This window comes from Sphingobacteriales bacterium, assembly GCA_012517435.1.
Classification (GTDB): Bacteria; Bacteroidota; Bacteroidia; order CAILMK01; family JAAYUY01; genus JAAYUY01.
Genome location: JAAYUY010000123.1, coordinates 13,903 through 38,181, shown reverse-complemented (window position 1 = coordinate 38,181; position 24,279 = coordinate 13,903). Strand labels below are relative to the sequence as shown.

The window sequence follows — 24,279 nt, the reverse complement described above, 5'->3', positions numbered from 1 at the left end:
GATGTCACAGAGCTTATCAAAGCTTATGCTCAGGGTAATTTTCTCAGAAACCTTGAAATGGTTGCTGAAAATTATAATGTTGAATTTGAATTCATTCCGGTAACCGTCAATGCCGATGGAACGGTCAAAGAAAAACTTTCCATAGACAGCAAGCGCGATAACAACAACACGATTGTTTTTAAAGACGGAGATCATTTTAAGCTGAAAATCACCAATAAGGGCAGCAAACCAGCTTATTATGCCTTAATTGACATTCAGCCTGACAATGTGGTCAATCTGCTGATACCTGTTTATGATAATGTACGTCAGGTCAGAATTCCGAACACTGAATTCAGAATCATGCCTGGCGAAAGCATTGAACTTGATTATGTATTTGACATTTTTCCCCCGACTGGCACAGAGGTATTTAAGCTGATTGCCTCTCAGGATCCTATCAACCTTGAACCCATTGTATTAAACAAGGGAACAGGCACAAGAGGAAATATGAATCCATTGGAGCAATTGCTTGCCAATAGTTATGGAAATACACGCGGTAGCGGTGTTTCAACCGTTCCGGCAGGCTCTGCCAACACCTATACTATTGTTTTTAAGATAGAAAAATAAAATATTGATTATGAATGTTTTAAGAAGTTTTATTCTGACAGCAGTCATTATTGGCTGCTGTTTTTTTTATTCAGGGGCACAGTCGTATGCAAAACTGGATGATAAAACCTGGGCACTATACGACAAGGGAGATTTGGCCGGTGCATTGGAAAATGCCCAAAAAGCATTGAAACAGGCACAAAAGGAATTTGGACAGAAACATAGCAAAACCGCAGAAGCCATGTTTACAGTGGCGCTGTTTCTTGAATTTAACAATTATTCAAAAGAAGCGGAAAAATATTATCTGGATGCACTCGAAATGACCCGGCAGACAGATGGAGAAAAAAGCGAAAGCTATGTTTACGGGCTTGAAATGGTAGGTGGTTATTACAGCATGAATGGAAACCTCATCAAAGCCATTGAGTACTATCGTCAAAACCTGAAAGCATGTGAAAACTACTTCGGTACAAAAGGAGAAGAATATGCGATTAGCCTGAACAATCTTGGTGTAAATCTCGATCTGGCAGGGTATTATTCAGAAGCGGTTGCCCTTCTCGAACAGGCAGCCATGCTAATAAAAAGTCTGGCTGGAGAAAATGATATTAAAACAGCCAATATGTATAAAGACCTGGCACATGCCTACTCAAATGCCGGTGCTTATGATAAATCTGTCAATTACTATAAATCAGCCATGGCTATCAGGGAAAAGGCCGGGAAAAAGAATGATGCAGGCTATGCCGATTTACTCAATCAGTTGGGAATGACTTACACCACTTACGGCAATTATACCGAGGCAGAAAAATACCTCAATCAAAGTCTTGAATTGATGAAAATTGTTTACGGTAACAGCAGTGCCAATTATGCCAACGTTCTGAACAATCTTGCAATGGTATATGAAAATGCTGGTAAACACGATTTAAGCCTGAAAACCTATCAGGAATCACTTGCAATTTTTGAAAAAAGTGTGGGAAAAGAGTCATCCAACTATTTATCTGCACTGAATAATCTTGCCGGATTGTATGCCGAAATGGGGCAGCTTGTTCAGGCTACCAAAACCTATGAAGAAGTCATGGAAACACGTAAACGTATATTTGGTGAAAAGTCCTCTGAATATGCGTTTTCGCTCAACGACCTGGCACTGATATATGAACAAAGAGGAAATACGGAAACTGCAGAAAAATACCTTTTACAAGCACTTGAAATCAGGATGAACCTGAGCGGGAAACAAACACCGGATTACACTACCACGCTAAATAATCTGGCTGTATTGTTTCATAACACCGGCAGATTTGATAAATCAGAAGCTGCACATCTGGAATGCATCGACCTGAAAAAAAAGGTATATGGAGAAAACAGTCCCGAAATTGCCCGCTCAATGGTGAATCTTGCTTCTTTATATGATGATCTCGGTAACCTGAAAAAAACGTTTGACTATCTGACAAAAGCCATTGCCATTCTTGAAAATCCTGCATTTACAGAAAAAAAACTTTATACGAGAGCTTTGAACAATATGGGTAATTATTATCTGGCAGAAGCAAAATATGACATGGCAACTCAATATTTCAGTAAATCACTCGATATCAGAAAAGAACTTTACGGGGAAAACCATCAGGATTATGCATCTGGTTTATATCAACTGGGTTTGCTAAATGAAGAAATCGGAAAGTCGGAAAAAGCAGCAGAATATTTTGAAAAGTGCCTGGCAATTTATCAAAATACAATTGGGAAAGACAACCTGATATATGCCAAAACATTATCCAATCTTGGCAATTCCTATGAAAGCATGGGTAAATATGCCCTTGCTGAAACGCAATACCAGAATGCACTGAAAATTGCAGAGGGCAAAGTCGGAAAAAAGAACATTGATTACATCAATATTTTGAATAATTTATCCTACCTGTATATCAGTATGAACAAGCCCGACAAAGCCGAACCTATATTTGTGGAAGCCAATCAGCTCTTGTTTGATGTGATTCTGAACACCATCAGTTTTATGTCAGAAACTGAAAAAGAAGCTTATATGACGACCGTGGCAAATGATTTCAAAGCCATCAATTCCTTCTATTATACCCGAAAAGATGTTAAACCTGAGTTGGCAGGAAATTTACTTGATAATGAGATATTTATGAACGGGTTGTTGCTTGGGTCGGAAAGAAGTATGCGTGTTAAAATTCAAAATAGTAAAGATGAAAAACTCAATGAGATATACGATAAATGGCTGAATATCAAGAAAGAACTTGCTGTTAATTATGCAAAACCCATTGACCAGAGAGATAAAAATCTTGTTGACATGGAAACAGAAGCCAATAATCTTGAAAAACAGCTTTACCAGCTCTCGGCAGATTTCAGAATTAATCAGGAAAATACTAAAATTAACTGGAAATCTTTAAAAGAGAATTTATCAGAGGGGGAAGCTTTAGTAGAATTCCTTAATTTTGAATTATTTGAACAATATCTGACAGGGAAGGTAATTTATTGTGCTGCTGTTTTGACAAAAAATATGACTGCCCCAAAAATAGTATATCTGTGTAAAGAATCTGACTTAACACGCATTATCGGCAATGTATCAAAAGACAAGAATCAGTTTGTCAATTCGTTATATACATCCAGCAGGGGAGCAGGAGCCACTACGCAAACCATTAAGTATAGCGGATTTAAGGGCGATAGCCTGGCAAAATACTTATGGAAACCATTGCAACCATTCCTGAAAGAAATTAAAACCGTCTACATGGTTCCATCCGGGCTTTTACATCAGATTTCTTTTGCTGCTTTGCCGGCTGACCAATCGAAATTTCTTTGCCAGCAATACAATCTCAATGTTTTGAGCAATGCCCGCTTTTTAACTGACGAAAAGACCAAAGGACTCAAAGGTACTGATGTCAATGTTTTCAATATCTATGGGGGAATTGATTACAATAGTGATTATTCAGAAAGCAAAGTCTCTTATGACAAAGACAATATTTACCAAACCACATCAGAGCAAATACCTATCAAAGAAAACAGCCGGGGTGAAAACTGGAATTACCTGCCCGGAACCCTCGAAGAAAGCAATAAAATAGAACAGACTGCAAAGGTAAAAGGCAAGCAGATCAATCTGATAACCGGTAAAAATGCAACGGAAGAAAAATTTAAGCAAATGAGCGGAAAAAATAGTCCTGATGTGATGCATATTGCGACACATGGATTTTTCTTTCCTGATAAAAGCACAAAACCAAAGATCGATGAAAACATGTTTGAATCAGCAGAAAATCCGCTTTTCCGCTCAGGATTACTTTTTGCCGGTGGAAACCTGAGCTGGCATGGAAAAGACAGGCCACAGGGAACTGATGATGGAATATTGACCGCTTATGAAGTTTCCACATTGGATCTGAGCAAAACCAAACTGGTAGTTCTTTCAGCCTGTGAAACGGGTTTAGGCGAGATTAAAGGAAATGAAGGGGTTTACGGGTTGCAAAGAGCATTTAAAAAAGCCGGTGTTGAATATATTATCATGAGTTTATGGCAGGTGCCCGACAAAGAAACCTCAGAGTTTATGCAAATGTTCTACAATAAATGGCTTACAGGAATAACGGTCAGGCAGGCATTTGCCGAAACTCAGAAAGAAATGAGCGCCAGATATTCGCCATATTACTGGGCAGCTTTTGTGCTGCTTCACTGAGAGGGTTAAAATCTGAATCCTGTTTTCAAACCAAAATATTTAATACTTTGCGACTTTGTCTGGTTGAAAGACGGAATAAAAGTCATTCCATATTCCAATTTAATAACCCATTCCTGTTTTTCTTTCAGATGGATGTTGTACCCAAATTCAAAACGCGTTTCATGTCCGATATCTCTGCCCGAAACACCTTTGAATTTCAATTGGTTAAGTAATAAATTGTATCCAAGATAGGGAATAAATTTTTTATCTTTGGCAAGATTATGACGTACTGTCCATCCGTAATAAATCAGGCTGGCATTTTTGCCGCTACCATCAGAAGGGAAATAAGTGTATCCGAGTGGAACACTGATATAAGCAGCTTTCTTTTTTCCAAAACCAGACAATTGCCATGCATAGTCAAAGGCAATGGTCAATCCGTTGGCAGACAGGTCTGAATAGCTGTTGGAATAATTATAACGATATCCTGCTTCAAATGTTTTCAGTTTCGGAACCTTTTCAAAACTCTGGGCTTCAACAACATAAAAGGAGAAAAATAAAAACAGGGTAAATAAAATGCTCTTCATAATTTTAATCGATTAAAGCAGGGTTTCTTCCAAAAAATATTCCATTCTGTTGATGTAAAATTAATATCAATGATCTTGTTTTTTAAATCAACCAGCTTGCATTATTTACGTCATTTAAAATATCTTAACTTTACGGCAGAAAAATTTGTATCAATGAAACAGGCTGCACTGGTAACAATTTTATTTCTCGTACTAATGATGCTGGCTTACTTTTTCAGAAAACAAAGCAGCCAATCTTCTTATTTCAGTACAGACAATCAGGATATTTATACGCAAACATCTGATATTCAAAATTATAAGTTTTATTATAGTAAAATTCAGGATTTTTATCCCGTCATTACGCAAAATAATCATCAGATTGTCAGTTACAGCGGTTTTGATTTATGCTATAATGAAGATAATGAACAGGCAGACTGGGTCATTTACCTCCATACTTTGGAAAAAACTAATGGAAATGTAAGCAGAAAGGACAATTTCAGGGAAGATAAAAACATATTAACGAAATCGGCATTGCCATCAGACTACACAAATTCAGGATTTGACAGAGGCCATCTGGCTCCTGCAGCCGATATGAAGTGGTCGGAAACAGCGATGGATGAATCTTTTTTGATGAGTAATATCAGCCCCCAGAAACCTGCTTTTAACAGGGGAATCTGGAAAAAGCTGGAGGAAAAAGTCAGAAGCTGGGCTAAAGAAAACGATAGTATTATCGTAGTTACGGGTCCTGTTTTTAAAGATATTTCAGGTAAAATTGGTCTGAATCAGGTCAGCATTCCGGGTTATTTTTTCAAGGTTATTCTCGATGTTTCATTGCCTGACATTAAAGCCATTGCTTTTTTACTTAGAAATGAAGGTTCATCAAGGGACATAAAAGAATTTGCCATTACAGTAGATAGTCTTGAACGTTTCACCTCTTATGATTTCTTTTTTAAAACAGATAGAGACTTCATGGAGAAAGTTGAAAGGGAATTAAATTTAGCAGCCTGGGGTTTGTAACTTTTAGTAAAATTAGTATTATTTTTATAGTGAAATTTTATTCTTTCATTTGTTTAAATAAAGCAGATATGAACAAGTTTCTACTCATCTTATTGGTTTCAGTTCTGATAAGCAGTTTTGCTTTTTCACAAACCGCTGGTGGACCAGATACCTATGGTTATACATGGAAAAACAGTAATCACAACAGCAGCCCGCCTCCTTTTTCATGGGTTGATATTACCACAAGAGGCACTCAGGTCATCGGACTGGGTGATGATAATTATATTGGTCCTATTTATTTATCCAGCCCATTTCATTATTACTGGTACGATATCAACAAATTTTATATTGGCTCAAACGGATATGTCTCATTTGACGGAAATAACATTGCTTCTCCTTTTCCGGCAAGTATTCCGCTTTCCTCAGGAGCAAATAACTGGATAGCCCCGCTTATGGCAGACCTGAACTTCTCAGGCACAAACAACCCTGGCAAATGCTACTATTTTGTCAATTCAGATTCAATTGTCATCAGTTACATAGATGTGCCATTCTGGGTGAATGCCACTACACCTTACACAGGTCAGAATACCTTCCAGATTGTATTAAGCCGGCTCGACAGCTCAATAACCTTTAATTATCTGATAACCAACATGGGGACATTGACTTCCATCGATGATGCTGTGGGAATAGAAAATTCGACAGGTACTATCGGAATCAGCAATTATATTGATGTTTTGCCTCCTGATACCATGTCTATCAAGTATTACTATCCTAAAGTTGTAACCTATCAGGTAACTGATGCCGGAATCCGCTGGAACGACAATACCAAAAACGGTGGAATATTCTTGAAAAAGGATGGGGGACAATATTCTTTAAAGTCAAATATCCGGAACTTCGGCAATCAGAATATCGGTAATTTTACCATTTATGATACCGTTTTAAACAGTTCAAGTCAGGTGGTTTCAGCTGGTTCAAAAACTATATCTTCCCTGGGAGTTGGCATTGATTCAACTATCACATTTCCAAACACATTCAATCCGTCCAACGCGGGAACATACCAGTTTATCACAAGTATTGTCGGTTTGACAACAGATATGGTAGCAAGCAATAACCGGATGATACAGGAAATAATTGTGGTGGATACAACTCCAAAGACAGTAACACTTGATTACAGTGATGGCTCATCCAACGGAGGACTGGGGTGGAATGGAGGAGGAGGCGGAATTGCTGAATATTTCGAACCTCCGTTTTATCCTTGTAAAATAGTTAGTACTCGTTTTTATATAACCGCAAATGCTACTACTCCCGTTGGATTTTATGCAAAAATATATGACGACAATGGCCCGAACGGCAGCCATGGAACCTTGCTGGATTCTGTTTATGTGTCTCCATCTTCCATTTCATTAAATACTTATCTGACAATTAATACGGCCAGTTCAAACATCAAAATCACAAGTGGCGGGGTTTATCTTTACTGGGAAATGGGAGGGGCAGGAATTAACCTTGGACGCGACAACACACCCCCAATCAGTCGAAGGACTTATGAAGTACTGGCAGGCAGCTGGGCTGATTACCGAAGCATTGATGTTGAAGACTTTTTGATGAGCATTAATATCGAACATACTTATCCTTATGCCGATTTTACGGCAGACTCTTCGGCTGACCCGAAAATAACCTTTAGCGATAAATCTTCTAATTCACCTACCTCATGGAAATGGGATTTTGGTGACAATTCTTCCTATTCTTACCAGCAAAATCCATCACATACCTATACAGCCAATGGTACTTATAAAGTTTGTTTAACTGCTTCCAACACTGATGGTTCCAATACTTTATGTAAATATCAGACTGTGCGTAAAGTTCCTCCTGTGGCTGCTTTTTCTGCTGATACCCTTTCGGATCCCAAAGTTACTTTTACCGACAATTCGACAAATATTCCTACTTCATGGTATTGGGATTTTGATGATAAAGGTGGATTTTCAACAGCTAAAAATCCTGTTTATACCTTTCAGGTAAATGGTATTCATAAAGTCTGCCTGAAAGTTACAAATGCTGGTGGCAGCGATTCAACCTGTAAGTACATTAAAATCACCAAGGCAGCACCTTATGCCGATTTTGCTGTGGATACCACTCAGGACCCTAAACTGGCTTTTATTGATAAATCATTAAACTCACCAACTTCGTGGAAATGGGACTTTGGAGATAACTCTGCAAGTTCCTCTTTGCAGAATCCAACCCATACCTATACAAGGAACGGCACATTCAAGGTTTGCCTTATTGCATCAAGCAGCTATGGTAGCGATACCACCTGCAAAAATGTTACGGTTTACAAAATTCCGCCAAAAGCATATTTTACCTTTGATCAAAGTAAAGATCCCACAATTAGCTTTACTGATACCTCTCAGAACATTCCCACCTCCTGGTTGTGGAATTTTGATGATAATGGAGCTACTTCAACAGCTCAGAATCCAACTTATACATTTACTGTCAATGGTCTTCATAAAGTCTGCCTTAAGGTAAGCAATCCAGGAGGAAGCGATTCCATTTGTAAAAATATCACCCTTCTGAAAGTTCCACCCATTTCTGATTTTGAAATCGACACTACTCAGGATCCCAAAATTGTTTTCACCGACAAATCCAAAAATATTCCCACCAACTGGATGTGGGACTTTGATGATAATGGAGCAAAGGCCTATACACAAAATGCCACGCATACATTCTCTCAAAACGGTACGTATAATGTGTGCCTGCAGGTATATAATGCCGGTGGTTTTCATACGGCCTGCAAGTCAGTTACTATACGTAAAATCCCTCCAAAAGCACTGTTTACAGCTGATACCAATGCTGATCCGGTGATTAACTTCTATGATCTCTCGTCAAACCAACCCACGAGCTGGAAATGGGATTTTGGCGATGGAAGCGGGACATCAAGCATTAAAAATCCAAGCTATAAATTCCAGAAAAATGGGGTATTTAACGTATGTTTAAAAGTAACTAACTTGGGAGGTTCTGATTCTATCTGTAAGAATATCAATGTTAAGAATGTACCACCAGAAGCAAATTTCTCTTATGATAAATCTCAGGATCCCATAGTGGTCTTTACTGATTTATCTACCAATTTACCAACTGCTTGGCTTTGGGATTTTGATGATAATTTTACTACATCAAACCTGAAAAACCCCGTTCATACCTTTTCAACCAATGGGAATCACAATGTTTGCCTGATCGTATCCAATGCAGGAGGAAAGGACACCTTATGCCAGTTGATAACCATAAATAATGTTCCTCCGGTTGCTGATTTCATTTATAACAACAGCACTGACCCGACTTTAAGTTTTACCGATAAATCGAAGAATAATCCCACTTCATGGTTATGGAATTTTGATGAGGTGGGAGGAACTTCAAACCAACAAAACCCGGTATATACTTTCAAGAAAAACGGTACTCATAAAGTCTGTCTTAAAGCCACAAATGGCGGTGGCAGCGACTCAATTTGTAAAAACATATTGGTAAGAAAAGTTCCTCCAATAGCTGATTTTGTAGCCGATACATCTCTTGACCCAACAATCAGCTTTACAGATAAATCCACTAATGATCCGCTAACATGGACATGGAATTTTGATGATGACGGAGGATATTCCAATAGTCAGAATCCTGTTTATACTTTTAAAACTAATGGGAAACACAATGTTTGTCTGAAAGTAACCAATATTGGCGGGAACCATGAAACATGTAAAACAATTACTATCCGGAATATTCCGCCAAAAGCCGATTTTATTTTTGATGCAAATAATGACCCGATTGTTCAGTTTACTGACAAATCGACCAATCTTCCTATAACATGGAAATGGGACTTTGACGATCATGGGAACACTTCATCAGATCAAAATCCAACCTATAGCTTTATTGAAAACGGAATGCATCTCGTTTGCCTGAAGGTAAGCAACAACGGAGGCAGTGATTCGGTATGCAAGCAGGTTACTGTTCAAAAATCACTTCCCGTTGCCGGTTTTATTTATGATGACTCTGCAATGCCAACCGTTAGTTTTACAGATCAGTCGGTTGGAAGTCCTGTAGAATGGCACTGGGATTTTGACGATAAAGGGAATGATTCATCAGCTTTGAAAAATCCCGTTTACACCTTCAGGGTAAACGGACTCCACCATGTTTGCCTGATTGTAAAAAATTCAGCCGGATACAGCCAGCCGACCTGTAAAGATATCACGGTTACCGGAGCAGGACTAACGGAAAACTTAAAGAATTATTCATTACAAGTTATTCCCAATCCATTTTCTTCTTCAGCCAGTATCGTGGTTTCATCTGAGGAACAGATTCATGCAAGGTTCTTTAATTCAATAGGGCAGGAGGTTTATTTCAAATATCAGATTGGAAAAGATAAAATATTGATTTACAGGGATAATTTACCTGCAGGGATGTATTCAGTTGAGATTTTCGGCATGAATGAAAAAATCGGGCAGGCAAAATTTGTGGTTCAGTAGATACTAAAATGTTATCTGGGCAGCCAGTCCATTGTAACGTCCTGATTGAAAGGGGAAAAGGGAAATTTTAGTTTTATTTTGGTTTAATTTTAAGGTTTTTGGATAAAACCAGCCACACAATGCTCCAACTGCATAGCCAGTTACCACATCGCTTAAAAAATGTTTACCGGCATCCACACGCAGATAGCCCACACAGGCAGGAAAAATAGCTGCTCCTATCAAAACAAATTTTTTCCATTTAGCTTCAGGATAATAGTCATAACACAGCCGGGCTGCCAGAAAGCAATTGGCTGCCGCAATGGAAGTATGCCCGGAAAAAAAAGAAAACCTTGCATCCTGTGCAAATTTGTCAAAAGTAGTATCGGAACGGTAAACATAGGGGCGGGGACGTGTAAAAGTGATTTTTGAAAAATCGGTAAATGATATACATAAATAATTTACTGTAAATGTTAATTTGGCCAGATTAAGAAATTGCCATAAGTAATCTTTTTTTGAATCAGCATTAAAAACAGGCAGGATAAAAGACGACAGGGTACTGACTGCGACAGATGAAATCAACAGCCTGTCACTCCATTTTGCCGAAACAGGAGAGTAGTTATCGATAGCAAATCTGTCGAAAAAAGGTATCTTCTGACGGTTCAATTTATTGATTTCGTCTATGGTCAAAGGTTTAACATCATCCTTAATAAACAAGTGATAGAATATTGTGAAGTTTGCCAATGCTACCCATGTATCATCTTCGTCAATACTACGGTAAGGAAACCTTTCCTGAGCAAAAATTTTTCCTGTCAACATAAGAAAAATAGTCAGACTGATAAGTACAGTTTTCTTTAGCATGGATTTGTCATTCAAATTTGTTAAAAAATACTAACACAAAATTACTTGAAAATATGCAATAGATTGCATCCTGAGCAAATGATAAAAATAATTTAGCATGTTATTTGAGAGTTTATTAAAAACTTATTTTTGCACCCAAATTAAAAACAATGAAAAGGATATTATTTATCACACTGCTCACAGGAATCATGTTTACTTCCTTTGGACAAAAAATCAACAAAGACCTGCCTTCCATCAAACTGAAAACACTTGATAACAAGACCATCGACCTGAAAGAAATGGTGAAGCCTGAAAGAACAACAGTTATTATTTTCTGGGCTACGTGGTGTTCTCCCTGTAAAAAAGAGTTGGAAAATGTTGATGAAATGCTGGATGATTGGAAAAAGAAATATCCGGTTGATTTGATAGCCATTTCAATTGATGACTCCAGAAATTCCGGTAAAGTAAAGCCATATATTGACGGAAAGGGCTATAAATTTCCTGTATTGCTGGATATCAATCAGGATACCAAACCTGTATTCAATTACCCGACAGTTCCGTTTTCGGCTATCATCGACAAAAATAAAAAAATTGTCTATATCCACAACGGTTATGTTGAAGGAGACGAATACAATCTTGAGAAACAAATTAAGGAAATTTGTGGAAAATAGTTTTTCAGAAAAAAAACCTTTGCATATTTTTGCACCTCAAAAAAAATTAGAATGGCACATCATAAATCAGCATTGAAGAGAATTCGTCAAAACGAAGTCAGGAGATTGAGAAACCGTTATCAGTATAAAACTGTCCGAAATGCTATACGTAAGTTCAAGACAATCAAGACAAAAGAAGAAGCATTAGCTGAATACAATACCTTAGCTTCAAAAATTGACAAGCTTGCCAAAACAGGTGTTATCCACAAGAACAATGCTTCAAATAAAAAATCAGAATTGCACAGGTATATTGCTCACCTTGCTTAAAGTCCCAAGTGGCAATAAAAAAAACAGTAAAATCCGGAATCAAATCATGGTCTGAACAAGACCGTCCACGAGAAAAATTATCCTCAAAAGGCCCGAAAGCATTATCAGATGCCGAATTGCTTGCCATATTAATCAATACAGGCACAAAGGAAAAAAGTGCCCTTGATCTGGCCAAAGAGCTCCTGAAAAGTACTGACAATGACCTAAATAAACTTGGCTCATTAAGTCTTGCTCAAATTAAAAAGATAAAAGGGATTAAAGAAGCAAAAGCCATCACCATTGCTGCCGCTCTTGAACTTGGAAGAAGAAGAAAATCAGGCGCTTCCAATGAAAAAATCAAAATTTCCACCAGCCGCGATGCATACGAATACCTCTATCCTCTGATGGCTGATTTACCTCAGGAAACTTTTATAATTATTTTACTGAACAGATCCCTTCATATTTTAAAACACGCTGAAATCAGCAGGGGAAGCAATACCGGAACTGTTGTAGATGTGAAAGAGATTTTTAAAATAGTCAGTGAGGAAAGGGCTTCTTCTTTTATTGTTGCTCACAATCACCCTTCCGGAAACAGAATGCCAAGCGAAAATGACATTTCACTGACTGATAAAATTGGCAATGCTGCAAAATTTTTTGATACCAAACTAATTGACCATATCATTTTTGCAGGCGATACCTATTTCAGCTTTGCTGATGAAGGAAAGTTAAAAACATAGTTTTCAGAATACATTTACTGGCTACCTTTGTTTTCAAAAAAATCTCTTTTTTCAATGAAAAAAATCATTTCATCCGTTTGTTTCCTGATAATTATCCGTTTTTCTCTTATTGCCCAGTTAACCGGTGATTTTCTGACCAATTCAAACTTCTATTTCAGGGACACTTCTATTGGTGCCAATACCAGCCAATATCAGCATGAACTTTCTTCTACCGAAGCATGGCTTTTCCTCAATTATTCCATCAATGATTTTAATTTCCGTATTCGTTACGACCTTTTCAACAACTCGGCATTATTAGACCCCAATGAAGTTTACACCGACCATGGGCTTGGTTTTTATCAGGCCAATAAAAAAATCGGGAATCTTGAACTGACAGGAGGCCACTTTTATGATCAGTTTGCCTCCGGCATCATTTTCAGAGCATATGAAGACCGCATTTTGGGGCTTGATTACGCAGTAAATGGCATTAATCTGAAATACAATTTTTCTGAAACATTTCGTGTGAAAGCATTTGCCGGACGACAAAAAAACAGATTTGAAACGCATAAACAGGCGATGAAAGGCATTAATATGGAAAAAGATTTTCTGATTAATGATGATTTTAAAATTTTTACGGGTGCCGGCATGGTCAACCGGACATTGGACCAGGCCACAATGAATATTTTAGCCAATGAGATAAACGGATATAAACTTGAAGACCGTTTTATCCCAAAATACAATGTTTATGCTGCCACTTTTTACAACACACTGGTTTTCAAAAATTTCAACTGGTATGTTGAATATGCATTCAAATCGAAGGAAGCCGTTAAAAATAAAGAAGGAGATAAGTTTATCCTGAAAAACGGATATGTTTTTTACACAACTATGAATTATTCCCGTTCAGGATTTGGGATCATTGTTCAGCACAAGCGCTCCGACTTTTTTTCCTTAAGAACATCACCATTTACCTCTTTTCTGGTCGGTACTTTCAATTATATGCCACCAATGAGCCGTCAACATGCCAAAACCCTTCCTGCCCGTTACAGCATCTCAGCCCTTGAACTTGGAGAAAATGCAACCCAGGTTGAAATCACTTTTTCTCCCAATAAAAAGAACACACTGCTTGCAAACGGAACTTATGTCGAGAATTCAGATAAAGAGATGACCTTCAGAGAGTTATATCTTGAATATTACCATAAGTTCTCGAAAAAACTAAATACAACGATAGGTATTCAGTCTGTTTACTACGATATTTACGCCTACCAGAATGAAAGGGAAGAACCCGTTGAAACCTTAACACCTTTCAGCGAGATAATTTATAAATTTGATCATAAAAGGTCTTTGCGGGGAGAAATTCAATATTTATTTACCCAACAGGATCATGGCGATTTTTTCTTCGGACTGCTTGAATTTACTATTGCTCCGCACTATTCATTTTCTGTTTCCGATATGGTCAACACCAGGCCACTCAAACTTTCAGAAGTCAAACATTATTACAATTTCTTCATTGCCTATTCGATAGAGCAGACACGATTTTCGATCGGATATGCCAAACAGGTGGAAGGGATTGTTTGCACGGGTGGAGTTTGCCGTGTTGAGCCTGCTTTCAGCGGTATCAAGTTTAATCTGTCAACAAGCTTTTAATATGAATAAACTAATTAATTTATTGATTTTCAGTATTTTCGGAGTTCTTTTAATTTCATGTACCGAAATAGGGCCCTACATCAACCTGAATCCTGAACCCACCGATACTACTTTGGTGGATACGAGTTATCTGACTCCTCAGCAAATATTTCCAAAGCCAAAAAAAGTCTTAATCAGTGATTTTACAGGAGTCAGGTGTCCTAATTGTCCGAATGCAGCTTTAAAAATTCATGAACTCGATAGCACCTACCCTGGAAAAGTGGTAGCCATGGCCTTACACATCAAAAACAACCCATTCACCACCCCACATATTGCATCAGCTGATTATAGAACAGAAGAAGCGACACAAATTTTCAATTTACTTGGAAAATCTGGGGCATTGCCCATCGGTGCCATCGATCAGGTTAAATTTACTGCTGAAAGTCAGATACTTATCAATGTTAATAAATGGACAAATTATTTTACAGAAAGAATGGCTATACCGAGTCCTGTCAATATTACTATCACACCTAAGGCTGTTGCAGGACAAAACAGAACATTTATCATCAACATCAAGGCTGAATTTCATACGGCAGTCTCAGATGAAACCTATCTCACGGTTGCTCTGGCAGAAAGCAATATGCAATCGCCTCAGACACAACCTGATGGACACGTGGATTCCTTTTATACCCATAAGCATGTTTTACGGAAAACGCTGACCAATCCCACCGGAAACTTCCTGATGAATAATCCTGAAGTCAGTCGTGTGATTATCAAGGAATTCAAAGTAACGATACCTGCTGACTGGAATATTGACAATTGCGAAATAGTTGCGTATATTCACCGGAACAGCAGTGTTTTTGATGTTTATCAGGCAGAATCCGTGAAGCTTAAGTAAAATGGGAAAACTCTATATCGTTCCGACACCAATTGGCAATCTGGAAGATATAACTCTGAGAGCGATTCATGTTTTAAAGACGGTTGATTTAATTCTGGCAGAAGACACCCGCCAAAGCTCCAAGCTCTTGAACAAATATCAGATTAAAACACCACTAAAGGCGTTTCATCAGTATAATGAGCATAAAATTGTTGAAAATGTCATCGAAAATTTAAAGGGTGAGAAAAACTATGCTCTTGTCTCAGATGCAGGAACACCCGGGATTTCTGATCCTGCCTACCTGATTGTCAATCAATGTATTGTTAATGAAATTCCGGTAGAATGCCTGCCAGGAGCCACTGCTTTCGTTCCTGCCATTGTTGAATCCGGATTACCTTGTAGTTCCTTTGTTTTTGAAGGCTTTCTGCCACATAAAAAAGGAAAATTATCGAAAATAAAAAGCCTTTCAGAGGAAACACGAACGATTGTCTTTTATGAATCGCCTTTCCGACTGCTCAATACACTTGAGTTGTTAAATACATACTTCGGAGAGGAGAGAAAAGCCTCTGTTTCAAGAGAAATTTCGAAAATACATGCAGAAACCATACGTGGCACTCTTGCTGATTTATCAGCTCATTTCAGACGCAATACGCCCAAAGGAGAAATAGTAATCGTTGTACATGGAAAAGATAAATAAACTTCATTTAGCCCTGTCAGGAATTCTTAGTGGCCTGCTTTTATGGGCATCATGGCCCGACAAAGGCTTTCCTTTTATCATTTTTATTGCTTTTGTCCCTCTTTTAATTATCGATCATATTATTTGGCATTACACAGCTGAAAATAAGTCTATTAAATTGTTTCTCTTTATTTTTCCTGCGTTTTTAATATGGAACTTTTTGACATCGTTCTGGATTCATAAAGCCACCCTCGCTGGAGCTATTGCCACTGTTATTCTCAATAGCCTGATGATGTTTCTTCCTTTTCTGCTGTATCATAAACTTTCCGTTGTCATGAAAAGGAGGATGCCGGTTTATTTTATTGCTGTTTTCTGGCTTGGTCTTGAATATCTGTTTCTGAACTGGGATCTGGCATGGCCATGGCTGAATATCGGAAATGTTTTTGCCACCGTTCCCCAATTCGTTCAATGGTATGAATTTACCGGAATCTTTGGTGGTGCTGTATGGATTTGGATAATTAACATTTTGGTTTTTAACATTTTACTCATCATTTCTCCAAAATTACAGACTTTAAAATTTAGCATGTCTTTCAACATTATTTCCTATATTATTTTACTGATAATTTTTATTATCTTTCCTGTAATTATTTCATTTTCAATTAAAAATATTAAATCAGAAGAGATTAAAGGAAATATTGTTATTGTTCAGCCAAATATTGACCCGTATCATGAAAAATTTGCCAGCGGAACTTTTACTGAACAACTTCAGACGCTTATACGGCTAAGCGAATCACAGGCAGACAGTAATACCTTACTGTTTGTGTGGCCTGAAACAGCTCTTTCGCTTCCATTTGATGAAGAAAGATTTCTTGAAAGCAATTACACGCAGGTGATTCTTGAGTTTCTGGCAAAATACCCAAATGCAAAGTTGATTTCAGGTATTGATTCCTATAGATTTTTCAAAAAAGGAGAGAAGCTGAGCGAAACAGCCAGATTTTATGAATATGACAGCAGTTACTATGATGCTTACAATGCTGCAGTATTCATGGATTTCAGGGGAAGATTTGAATTTTATCATAAATCTATTCTTGTTCCGGGTGTCGAAAAAATGCCATATCCAAAGGTTTTCAAATTTTTATCCAGGCTGACCATCGACCTTGGAGGAACTTCAGGGAGCCTGGGTAAACAGGCTGAACCCTCTATCTTTCAGGTGAATGAAAAAATTACAGCTGCCCCTATCATTTGTTATGAAAGTGTTTTTGGTAATTATGTAAGTAAATTTGTCAAAAAAAAGGCTAACCTGATTACCATCATGACCAATGATGGCTGGTGGGGAAACACAGCAGGACACCGGCAGCATTTTCAGTATGCCAGATTGAGAGCCATCGAGACCGGAAAATACATCGTCCGATCAGCAAATACAGGCATTTCAGGTTATATTGATCCGGAAGGAAATATCATTGAACAGACGAAATTCTGGGAAGAAGCAGCAATTAAAGTTCCTGTGCTTGTAAATGATAAGCTTACTTTTTATACCCGAACGGGTGACTACCTTGGCAGAATAGCTGCCTTTACTTCTGTTTTGTTGCTGATATTATTAATTTCCAAAGGATTAATAAAAAAGAAGCCACTCTGAACAATTAAAAGTCCATATTTGGAAAAGGTGGAGGAGGCCCTGCCTCATTTTCACAGCAACCTTTTTTGTATTTCATTCCCCTGAATTTTACTCTCATTTTGTCGTTTAAAAACATGAAATACTTACGCTGCTGATTGCTGTCAAGGATTTCTTTCATGGTCAGGAAATGCTGATAAGCTAATCGTATCATCTTCGAGTGAAAGTATTCAATCTGATCATTATAGTGATTAATCAAAATGGTATCCGGATGCGCATTCATCAGTTCATTAAAGACAGAATCCCGATAGTTTTGAATCAGATCAAGGTATTTCTTCCCATCCATCATAAACTCATGCCTGAGCTTAAAAAAAGTGTCTTTTTGTTGATCAGTCAGGTTGAGTTCATTGTTCATGAATTCGTGAAAATGTGGGCGTTCCTCTCTACTAACCACCTGTTTCTTTTTGTTCAGGCTGATAATGGTGATTAAAGCTATAATATTGATAATCATTAAGATAATCACTCCAATACTGAGCAATACTGTCCAATTAATTTTTCTATTCATTGCTTATAAGTTTTAAATAGCTTTCTGAAATATCATTTTGAGACACCAGACTAAAGTATTCATTATCCACACTTTTAACTGAATTATTTTGTTTGGTGGAATAAAGAATTGATGAAGGATTTCCAATCATGTAACCTAAAATTCCCGAGAAAGCAAGAATTAGTATTATTGAAGCAGCCACAAGCCATCTGGAATACGTAAATGTTTTGATAGTTCCTTTAGAGATTTTGTTTTCAAGTCGGGAATAAAAGAAATCATCGGCTTTAATCTGTCGTAAACTTTCATCAGTATAATTTTCGTGATGTAATTCGTACAAAATCCGGCAGCCCTCACACTTTTCCTTATGGAGAAAGAATGCTTTATCTGTCTGACTATCAAGTCCTTTGAATAATATGTTCTGAAATTCTCTGCAATTCATAACTTTAATTTGACAAATCTGTTACTGATAACTTTCGAAAAGATTTTGTTTTTTTAATTCCTTAATAAGTTTTTGTTTCAGTCCAACCTTAGCCCTGTGTATCAATGACTCGACTGCAGCATGGGAGGTCTGCATCACTTCTGCTATTTCGTAATAGGAGAGTCCTTCCTGATGATGTAATAAAAATGCTTTCTGCTGATTGACAGGTAGTTGTTGAATGCTGTTGTAGAGTATTTTGTATTTCTTTTCCTGTGTATTCTCATAATCCATTTGCTCAACTTCAGGTTTTGCCTGTTCTGTGGACTTAAAAATAATATGATCTACAAAATCGACAAACGATTTTTTCTTTTTACTTTTGATAAAATTGATAGAGAGATTGAGTGCAATCCGGTAGAGCCATGTCGAAATTTTAGCATCATTCCGGAAACCTGTAGCATGATGAAAAGCTTTGATAAATACTTCCTGTGCCAGATCATCTGCATCATCTTTATTTTGTACAACCGAATAACAAACCCTGAAAACCAAGTCTTTATATTGACTAACAAAAGATTTTAAAGCAATTTTGTCACCTTTGATAATACCCTCTATTAACTCTTTTTCGGTCATACTTTTGTCAGACAAACAACTTTATTTTTTCTTTCGGAAAATTTCAGGGTTTGATGGATTTAAGTGTGATTACCTCATTTCCGGCAATAAATTTAAAAAAATAACAACCGGAAGATAGCTCTGATGTATTAAGCTTAACTAGTTCATTTTGTTGTATCTGAATATCTTTCATCACCTTTCCGAATGTGTCGTAGCAAATCAGTCTTTCAAAAGGCAGTTCATTACTGACTGAAAATGTTATTTCATCATTTTTCCAGTAAGGAATAATCTCAACTGGTCTGGCTTGTCCTGATTTTTTAATGCTTTGCTGATAATCTCTGACTCCCAGGCAATAATCTCCTTTTTTGAGGTGATAAATTTCAATCATTCCGACTTTGTCTGTTTTACTTCCGGTAATTATTTTATAATCAGGATAAATATTCCATGGCGCACTGATGTTTTCTCTGTAGAGCACTACAAGACTATCTTCATTTATAATATTTAAAGTATGGTCGAGATAATTGTCTCCTGTCATGCTGCCTTCTTTGCCATTGTATTTAATGCGGGCATAAGCATCAAAATGTTGAGGGAAAATTCCGTTAAAGCTCCAATATCTGTAATCTGAGAACCTGATTCCACTGACTGCTGTAGGCCATGAAACAGGAGCGACCCATAAATGTTCCGCATATACAAGCGCTGAATCCTGAATATCATTGACATATAAAGTCAGTAAAGCATCTGACATATCGAAGCTACCTGTTGTTTTAACGATAATTTTAGCCGGTGATTTGGCTTCTGCCAGTTTCATGTTTTCATTGATAACCGCAAATTGTGGAACAAAAGGAAGTTTAAAGTCAAATGTCTCTTCCATTTCATTTAAAACAATATTTCTGACGGCCTTTTCCATATTATCTCCGTAAAAAGTAATTTCCAGCGGAACCTCAGTATATTTCCTGTCGGTAAACCTTAAGAACTGATATACTTTTACTTCAGTATTAGTGGAATAGTTTCTGATCTCTGCTCTGAAACATGGAAATCCTTTTTCAAAAACCCAGTTGTTAAAAAAACTATTCATGTTTTTGCCGGAATATTTAGTCAGCGAATCACGAAACTGAGAGGAATTAATATTTCCAAACTTATTGTTTTCCAATATCTTATGAATTGAATAAAAAAACAGGGAATCGCCAAGATAATTTCTCAAAGTGTGAACAATATCGCCACCCTTATCATAAACGTGGGCACCATAAGTTACATCTGAAGGAACCGGACTTACGGGCAAGATCTTTTTATCGCGAATGTGGGCATATTGTAAGACTTCGCGATGATTGCTCAGGTATTCCTGCTGATAGGCTTCTTTTCCGTACATTTCCTCAAGAAAAAGCCACTCTGACCACCTGGCCCATCCTTCATTAATCCACATGTCTTCAGGTGTCTGGCAGGTCAGCAAATTGCCCCACCAATGATGCGAAAACTCATGAGCCATAAGGGTTTCATTCGACAAACTCCCATCAGCGGCATATTTGGGAAATGCAATATTGGTCGCATGTTCCATAGCACCCTGAGTAAACGGAACCAAGACAAATCCAACACGCTCAAACTGATAAGGCAGATATTTCCTTTCAAAAATATTAATACAATCCGGAAGGTGCTGGAAGGAATTTTTTAGTTTAACAGAATCAGCCGGCAGACAGGCATTTATGATGTCAATTTTTTTCTCAATGCCCTGGTGAACAGATTTAACCAAGGTATAGTTCCCTACCGCCACCGAAGCCAGATAGCAGGGGATAGGCTCGTTGAGCGTCCAATGCCATGTTTTGTTACCATCTGAATTATTGGTTACAGCTGTTAATAATCCGTTACAAACAGCCATTTTATCTGAGGAGGTAATAATTTCAAAAGAAAACAATGCTTTATCCGTAAAGCTTTCAGAACAGGGGAACCAAACACGCCCATAGCTGTGCGGAACATCATTGAAAGCGACCCCCATATTATAGGCATATCCACCATCATTTGAACTAAAATAAAATCCTCCCCAGTAAGAATCTTTCTTGGGTTGTCCATGATAATATACCTTAATTCTGTGTGTGTCGATGCCTGAGCTTTGTTTTTGAATGATTAAAAGTTCATTTGCAATTGAAAAACTGAGTAATGTATTGTTTTCTGATACGGAGTCAACTGTTAGTCCTTTCAGCCAAAATACGAAGTTGTTTTTTATTTTGTCAGTTTCTACCAGAACAATTTCAGCTACAGCTATAATAGTTTTTGAATCAAGGTCGTTCAAATCAATCTTAAGGTTATATCTGAGTACATCATATCCAATTGTGTCACCTGAAAGCGCTTTGTAATAGGATAGGAGGATAATGACAACAGCCAATAAAATTTTTTTCATTCCTTCAAAATTAATTTCATACAAAGGTAAATCTTAAGGACATTCTTTTTGAAATTTTCTTACCAAGTAATGGAGTAAACTCCAATTTTAAATTCTCAGCGTTTACGATTAAAGAAAAATAATAGTCTAAAGAGCTGATTTTCTTTTTGATATACTCAGGATTACGCCTTAAGCAGGTCAGCATTAAAAATATTATTCTTGCTTTTTCCTGTTATCGTTGAATGATTCATTTATGTAAGTAAAAATTTTTTCAGTTTTATTCCATATTGAAATTGCAGACTTTTGAAAGAGTTACTTTTGTAAATAATAAAATTTACATTTGTGATTTTCAAAAATAAACATTTGTTACTATATCTGAAATCTTTTATTCCCGAATTTTTGTATTTAGGTAATCTTTTTTCAAGGTAAATTTATGTGGAAATTACAATGTTAATCAATAAAGCAACCGTATTAAAAGAGAAGTATATCAATCTGTTAATCAGCATTTTAGATAAATTTATTTAGAGAAGTATGCTGATTACTAGACAGGTTATGCTACTTTCTTCAGTTTAAAGAAACAGATATAGCTTTATCTATTCATTTAGGCAATATCACGAATTTTTCCTAATTTAAACCGGAAAAGAAATACTCAAAGCTGATAGTTTAATTCCTATCAAGGACATAACTCAAAGCTAACATTCATTTACTGAAAAATTAATTTTGTATGTTTGAATACACATTTGTAATTTTGCAGCGTTACAAAAGTGATTACAATTGTTAACTTATTAAATTTACATTTGTATGGCAACTATAACTGACAGAATCAAGCAAATAATTGAAATGAAAAACCTCACTCCAAGCCGTCTGGCTGATGCCATCAATGTGAACAGGTCGAGATTGTCACATATTTTGACTGGCAGAAACAATCCCAGCCTTGAAATGGTTCAAAGCATACTGAATTGCTTTCCTGATATCAATCCTGAATGGCTTTTATTTGGTCAGGGTAATACTTTCAGGGATGATATTTCCGGAGCATCCGTCAGTTTTGGTGGTTTATTTGAAAATCAACCGGCTTCAGATTCAAAAATTCATAGCCCTGCTATCAGCGAAGTGAAAAAAATTAAATCTCAGACAGTTGAGTCTGTTGAAAAAGAGTCTCAAAGCATTGAAAAACAATATACTGAGGAAAAATCAGCTATTTCGGAAAAAATGATTATGTCCAGCATACATCCTCGTAAAAGGAAAATAAAAATGATTACTGTTTTTTATGACGACAATGAATATGAAATCTTTTACCCTGAAAATTAGTCATTTTCCTTTTTGCTATCCTGAAGGTCATTTTTTTCAGGGATAGTTCGCCCTTCAAGAATATTGACTATTTCTTCAATTTTATCGACACCGATTCTTTTAGCAACAATTTTCTTGTTTTTATCCAGCAGGTAAACAACCGGAGAACTGAAAATATCGTATAAAACCCTGAAATTATTGTAGTTTAACGGATCCCACACGCACAGAAAACTGAGTTTATTATCTGCAATGAATTGTTTCCATTCTTTTCCATCATTTCCAATATTAACGGAATATATTGAAAATGAATCATGTGAAACACGCTCCCAATACTTTTCAAGAAAAGGAATAGCCTTCTGACAATGTCCGCAACTTGGGTCCCAAAAAACTAAAATCGTGTAAATACCAGGTTGTGCATGAAGGGAATGATATTGATCGTTGGTATCTTTCATGATCAGCTCAGGGGCTTTCATTCCTATCAGGTTTGAGCTTAATTTAACCACGCGATCATAAATTTTCTTGATTTGTGCAGAATCAGCCCATTTTGCCAGTCCACTCAGGTAATATCGTTCAGCCAGATAAACATATACGGCATCCATGCCCATATATTCAGACTGGGCATACTTATTAAAAAGTTTTACCAAAGTGAATTTGAAAACTTCTTCATTCGCCCTGCTAAGGTCAATCACCCTTGAGGCTGAGAGTTTAATTGAATCGGGATGATGCATGGTCATACGATCCATGAAACGGTCAATTTTGCTTTCATAAATAGGGGTGCGTAAAATTTTTTCATCCGAAAAATCAACATTGTCAAAGTAATGCTGCTGGTAAAAATTGTATAAATACTCTGAATAGGTAGAATCTGCTTCATTATTAAGCTTTTCTCTCGGCACAGGATCATTCATCATTTTAAGCACCTTAGGAAAAAACTTATCAGGATATTTTTCAATCAGGCTTTTCATATAGTTTTTAACATCCTCATCCACCTGACTGACTTTTTTATCATATTCATCCGATTTTTGTTTATTATCGGCAAAAATGGCTTTTTCTTTAAGAATATTCTGCTTTTCCTGCTGTTTCTGTTCAATGTATAATAAGTAGTTGAAAAAAATCTTATTTTCTTCAGATTCAATGACTTTCATTTGTTTGATAAAATCTCCTGTATCTGTTTCAAGAAAAATCTTTTTCTCGGCAAGAATAAATTCGAAATAATTCATATCGGGCGTAATTATCAAATAAATACCACCTTTCAGATCCTTGTTTTTATCTGTGAAAACAGCTATTCCTTTGTTGTCAACATGAGTGGTATCTCTGATGTATTTATTATTACCATAATGAAATCCAAGATAAATATCCTGATTTTTAAAAGTTCTGAATTTGATTTTGATCTCGGTATTTTGGGCTTTCAGAACTATGATAAACAAACTTAACAGAAAGGCCAGAAAAATTTTTTTCATTGCTTTTATTTTTGATGTAAATCGTTGCGTTTATTTTAGTTGCAAA

Annotated in this window: 19 protein-coding genes; 12 read left to right on the top strand and 7 right to left on the bottom strand. The window is 36.8% G+C overall.

From position 1 onward, the window contains the following. The coding region (locus GX437_07235) for a DUF4384 domain-containing protein (GenBank protein NLJ07445.1) at positions 1-603 on the top strand (603 nt) is incomplete at its 5' end. Positions 604-613: 10 nt separating this feature from the next. After that, positions 614-4,240 (top strand): tetratricopeptide repeat protein, encoded by a 3,627-nt coding sequence (locus GX437_07230; GenBank protein NLJ07444.1) that lies wholly within the window; start codon positions 614-616, stop codon positions 4,238-4,240. Between the two features lie 5 nt (positions 4,241-4,245). Here GX437_07230 and GX437_07225 read toward each other — a convergent pair whose 3' ends face one another. Beyond that, the gene (locus GX437_07225; protein ID NLJ07443.1) at positions 4,246-4,803 is read right to left on the bottom strand and encodes a hypothetical protein; all 558 of its coding nucleotides are present in this window, start codon (positions 4,801-4,803) and stop codon (positions 4,246-4,248) included. Between the two features lie 153 nt (positions 4,804-4,956). Here GX437_07225 and GX437_07220 point away from each other — a divergent pair, with 153 nt between their 5' ends. Continuing rightward, the gene (locus GX437_07220; GenBank protein NLJ07442.1) at positions 4,957-5,799 is read left to right on the top strand and encodes a DNA/RNA non-specific endonuclease; all 843 of its coding nucleotides are present in this window, start codon (positions 4,957-4,959) and stop codon (positions 5,797-5,799) included. Positions 5,800-5,867: 68 nt separating this feature from the next. After that, positions 5,868-10,277 carry a PKD domain-containing protein gene (locus GX437_07215; protein NLJ07441.1) on the top strand — a complete coding sequence of 1,470 codons (4,410 nt, stop codon included), beginning with the start codon at positions 5,868-5,870 and terminating at the stop codon, positions 10,275-10,277. A gap of 3 nt (positions 10,278-10,280) precedes the next feature. Here the strand turns inward: GX437_07215 and GX437_07210 are convergent, their stop codons facing one another. Beyond that, positions 10,281-11,114 carry a phosphatase PAP2 family protein gene (locus GX437_07210; protein ID NLJ07440.1) on the bottom strand — a complete coding sequence of 278 codons (834 nt, stop codon included), beginning with the start codon at positions 11,112-11,114 and terminating at the stop codon, positions 10,281-10,283. A gap of 149 nt (positions 11,115-11,263) precedes the next feature. Between GX437_07210 and GX437_07205 the strand changes: the two genes are divergently transcribed. The 7 genes from GX437_07205 to lnt are packed head-to-tail and all read left to right on the top strand — an operon-like array spanning position 11,264 to position 17,577. Further along, positions 11,264-11,764 carry a TlpA family protein disulfide reductase gene (locus GX437_07205; protein NLJ07439.1) on the top strand — a complete coding sequence of 167 codons (501 nt, stop codon included), beginning with the start codon at positions 11,264-11,266 and terminating at the stop codon, positions 11,762-11,764. Positions 11,765-11,815: 51 nt separating this feature from the next. Next, positions 11,816-12,070, top strand: a complete 255-nt coding sequence (locus tag GX437_07200; protein ID NLJ07438.1) for a 30S ribosomal protein S20 — start codon at positions 11,816-11,818, stop codon at positions 12,068-12,070. 14 nt (positions 12,071-12,084) lie between these two features. After that, entirely contained in the window at positions 12,085-12,786 is a 702-nt protein-coding gene (gene radC / locus GX437_07195; protein NLJ07437.1) for a DNA repair protein RadC, read from the top strand. Between the two features lie 54 nt (positions 12,787-12,840). Further along, positions 12,841-14,409, top strand: coding sequence for a hypothetical protein (locus GX437_07190; protein NLJ07436.1), 1,569 nt, complete (start codon positions 12,841-12,843; stop codon positions 14,407-14,409). Between the two features lies 1 nt (position 14,410). After that, the gene (locus tag GX437_07185; GenBank protein NLJ07435.1) at positions 14,411-15,286 is read left to right on the top strand and encodes an Omp28-related outer membrane protein; all 876 of its coding nucleotides are present in this window, start codon (positions 14,411-14,413) and stop codon (positions 15,284-15,286) included. Position 15,287: 1 nt separating this feature from the next. After that, positions 15,288-15,962: a 16S rRNA (cytidine(1402)-2'-O)-methyltransferase gene (gene rsmI, locus GX437_07180; protein ID NLJ07434.1), complete on the top strand. Its 675-nt coding sequence runs from the start codon at positions 15,288-15,290 to the stop codon at positions 15,960-15,962. Further along, on the top strand, positions 15,946-17,577 hold the full coding sequence (gene lnt, locus GX437_07175; GenBank protein ID NLJ07433.1) for an apolipoprotein N-acyltransferase: 1,632 nt from the start codon (positions 15,946-15,948) through the stop codon (positions 17,575-17,577). The genes rsmI and lnt overlap by 17 nt, the downstream gene beginning before the upstream one ends. Positions 17,578-17,581: 4 nt before the next feature. Here lnt and GX437_07170 read toward each other — a convergent pair whose 3' ends face one another. The 4 genes from GX437_07170 to GX437_07155 are packed head-to-tail and all read right to left on the bottom strand — an operon-like array spanning position 17,582 to position 21,510. Continuing rightward, positions 17,582-18,118 carry a hypothetical protein gene (locus GX437_07170; GenBank protein ID NLJ07432.1) on the bottom strand — a complete coding sequence of 179 codons (537 nt, stop codon included), beginning with the start codon at positions 18,116-18,118 and terminating at the stop codon, positions 17,582-17,584. Next, positions 18,111-18,536, bottom strand: coding sequence for a hypothetical protein (locus GX437_07165; GenBank protein NLJ07431.1), 426 nt, complete (start codon positions 18,534-18,536; stop codon positions 18,111-18,113). Before GX437_07165 ends, GX437_07170 begins: the two co-directional genes overlap by 8 nt. 21 nt (positions 18,537-18,557) lie before the next feature. Next, entirely contained in the window at positions 18,558-19,157 is a 600-nt protein-coding gene (locus tag GX437_07160; protein NLJ07430.1) for an RNA polymerase sigma factor, read from the bottom strand. A 28-nt stretch (positions 19,158-19,185) separates the two neighbouring features. Continuing rightward, the gene (locus GX437_07155; protein NLJ07429.1) at positions 19,186-21,510 is read right to left on the bottom strand and encodes a hypothetical protein; all 2,325 of its coding nucleotides are present in this window, start codon (positions 21,508-21,510) and stop codon (positions 19,186-19,188) included. A 780-nt stretch (positions 21,511-22,290) separates the two neighbouring features. On the opposite strand from GX437_07155, the gene GX437_07150 reads away from it, so the two are divergent. Continuing rightward, the gene (locus tag GX437_07150) at positions 22,291-22,797 is read left to right on the top strand and encodes a helix-turn-helix transcriptional regulator (GenBank protein ID NLJ07428.1); all 507 of its coding nucleotides are present in this window, start codon (positions 22,291-22,293) and stop codon (positions 22,795-22,797) included. Here GX437_07150 and GX437_07145 read toward each other — a convergent pair. Continuing rightward, the gene (locus tag GX437_07145) at positions 22,794-24,233 is read right to left on the bottom strand and encodes a redoxin domain-containing protein (GenBank protein ID NLJ07427.1); all 1,440 of its coding nucleotides are present in this window, start codon (positions 24,231-24,233) and stop codon (positions 22,794-22,796) included. The genes GX437_07150 and GX437_07145 overlap by 4 nt on opposite strands. Positions 24,234-24,279 lie beyond the last annotated feature (46 nt).

Bases quoted from the DNA above. Each gene is read 5' to 3' on its own strand.
- GX437_07230 (NLJ07444.1), top strand. From the start codon at position 614: ATGAATGTTTTAAGAAGTTTTATTCTGACAGCAGTCATTATTGGCTGC.
- GX437_07225 (NLJ07443.1), bottom strand. From the start codon at position 4,803: ATGAAGAGCATTTTATTTACCCTGTTTTTATTTTTCTCCTTTTATGTT.
- GX437_07220 (NLJ07442.1), top strand. From the start codon at position 4,957: ATGAAACAGGCTGCACTGGTAACAATTTTATTTCTCGTACTAATGATG.
- GX437_07215 (NLJ07441.1), top strand. From the start codon at position 5,868: ATGAACAAGTTTCTACTCATCTTATTGGTTTCAGTTCTGATAAGCAGT.
- GX437_07210 (NLJ07440.1), bottom strand. From the start codon at position 11,114: ATGCTAAAGAAAACTGTACTTATCAGTCTGACTATTTTTCTTATGTTG.
- GX437_07205 (NLJ07439.1), top strand. From the start codon at position 11,264: ATGAAAAGGATATTATTTATCACACTGCTCACAGGAATCATGTTTACT.
- GX437_07200 (NLJ07438.1), top strand. From the start codon at position 11,816: ATGGCACATCATAAATCAGCATTGAAGAGAATTCGTCAAAACGAAGTC.
- GX437_07190 (NLJ07436.1), top strand. From the start codon at position 12,841: ATGAAAAAAATCATTTCATCCGTTTGTTTCCTGATAATTATCCGTTTT.
- GX437_07185 (NLJ07435.1), top strand. From the start codon at position 14,411: ATGAATAAACTAATTAATTTATTGATTTTCAGTATTTTCGGAGTTCTT.
- rsmI (NLJ07434.1), top strand. From the start codon at position 15,288: ATGGGAAAACTCTATATCGTTCCGACACCAATTGGCAATCTGGAAGAT.
- lnt (NLJ07433.1), top strand. From the start codon at position 15,946: ATGGAAAAGATAAATAAACTTCATTTAGCCCTGTCAGGAATTCTTAGT.
- GX437_07170 (NLJ07432.1), bottom strand. From the start codon at position 18,118: ATGAATAGAAAAATTAATTGGACAGTATTGCTCAGTATTGGAGTGATT.
- GX437_07165 (NLJ07431.1), bottom strand. From the start codon at position 18,536: ATGAATTGCAGAGAATTTCAGAACATATTATTCAAAGGACTTGATAGT.
- GX437_07155 (NLJ07429.1), bottom strand. From the start codon at position 21,510: ATGAAAAAAATTTTATTGGCTGTTGTCATTATCCTCCTATCCTATTAC.
- GX437_07150 (NLJ07428.1), top strand. From the start codon at position 22,291: ATGGCAACTATAACTGACAGAATCAAGCAAATAATTGAAATGAAAAAC.
- GX437_07145 (NLJ07427.1), bottom strand. From the start codon at position 24,233: ATGAAAAAAATTTTTCTGGCCTTTCTGTTAAGTTTGTTTATCATAGTT.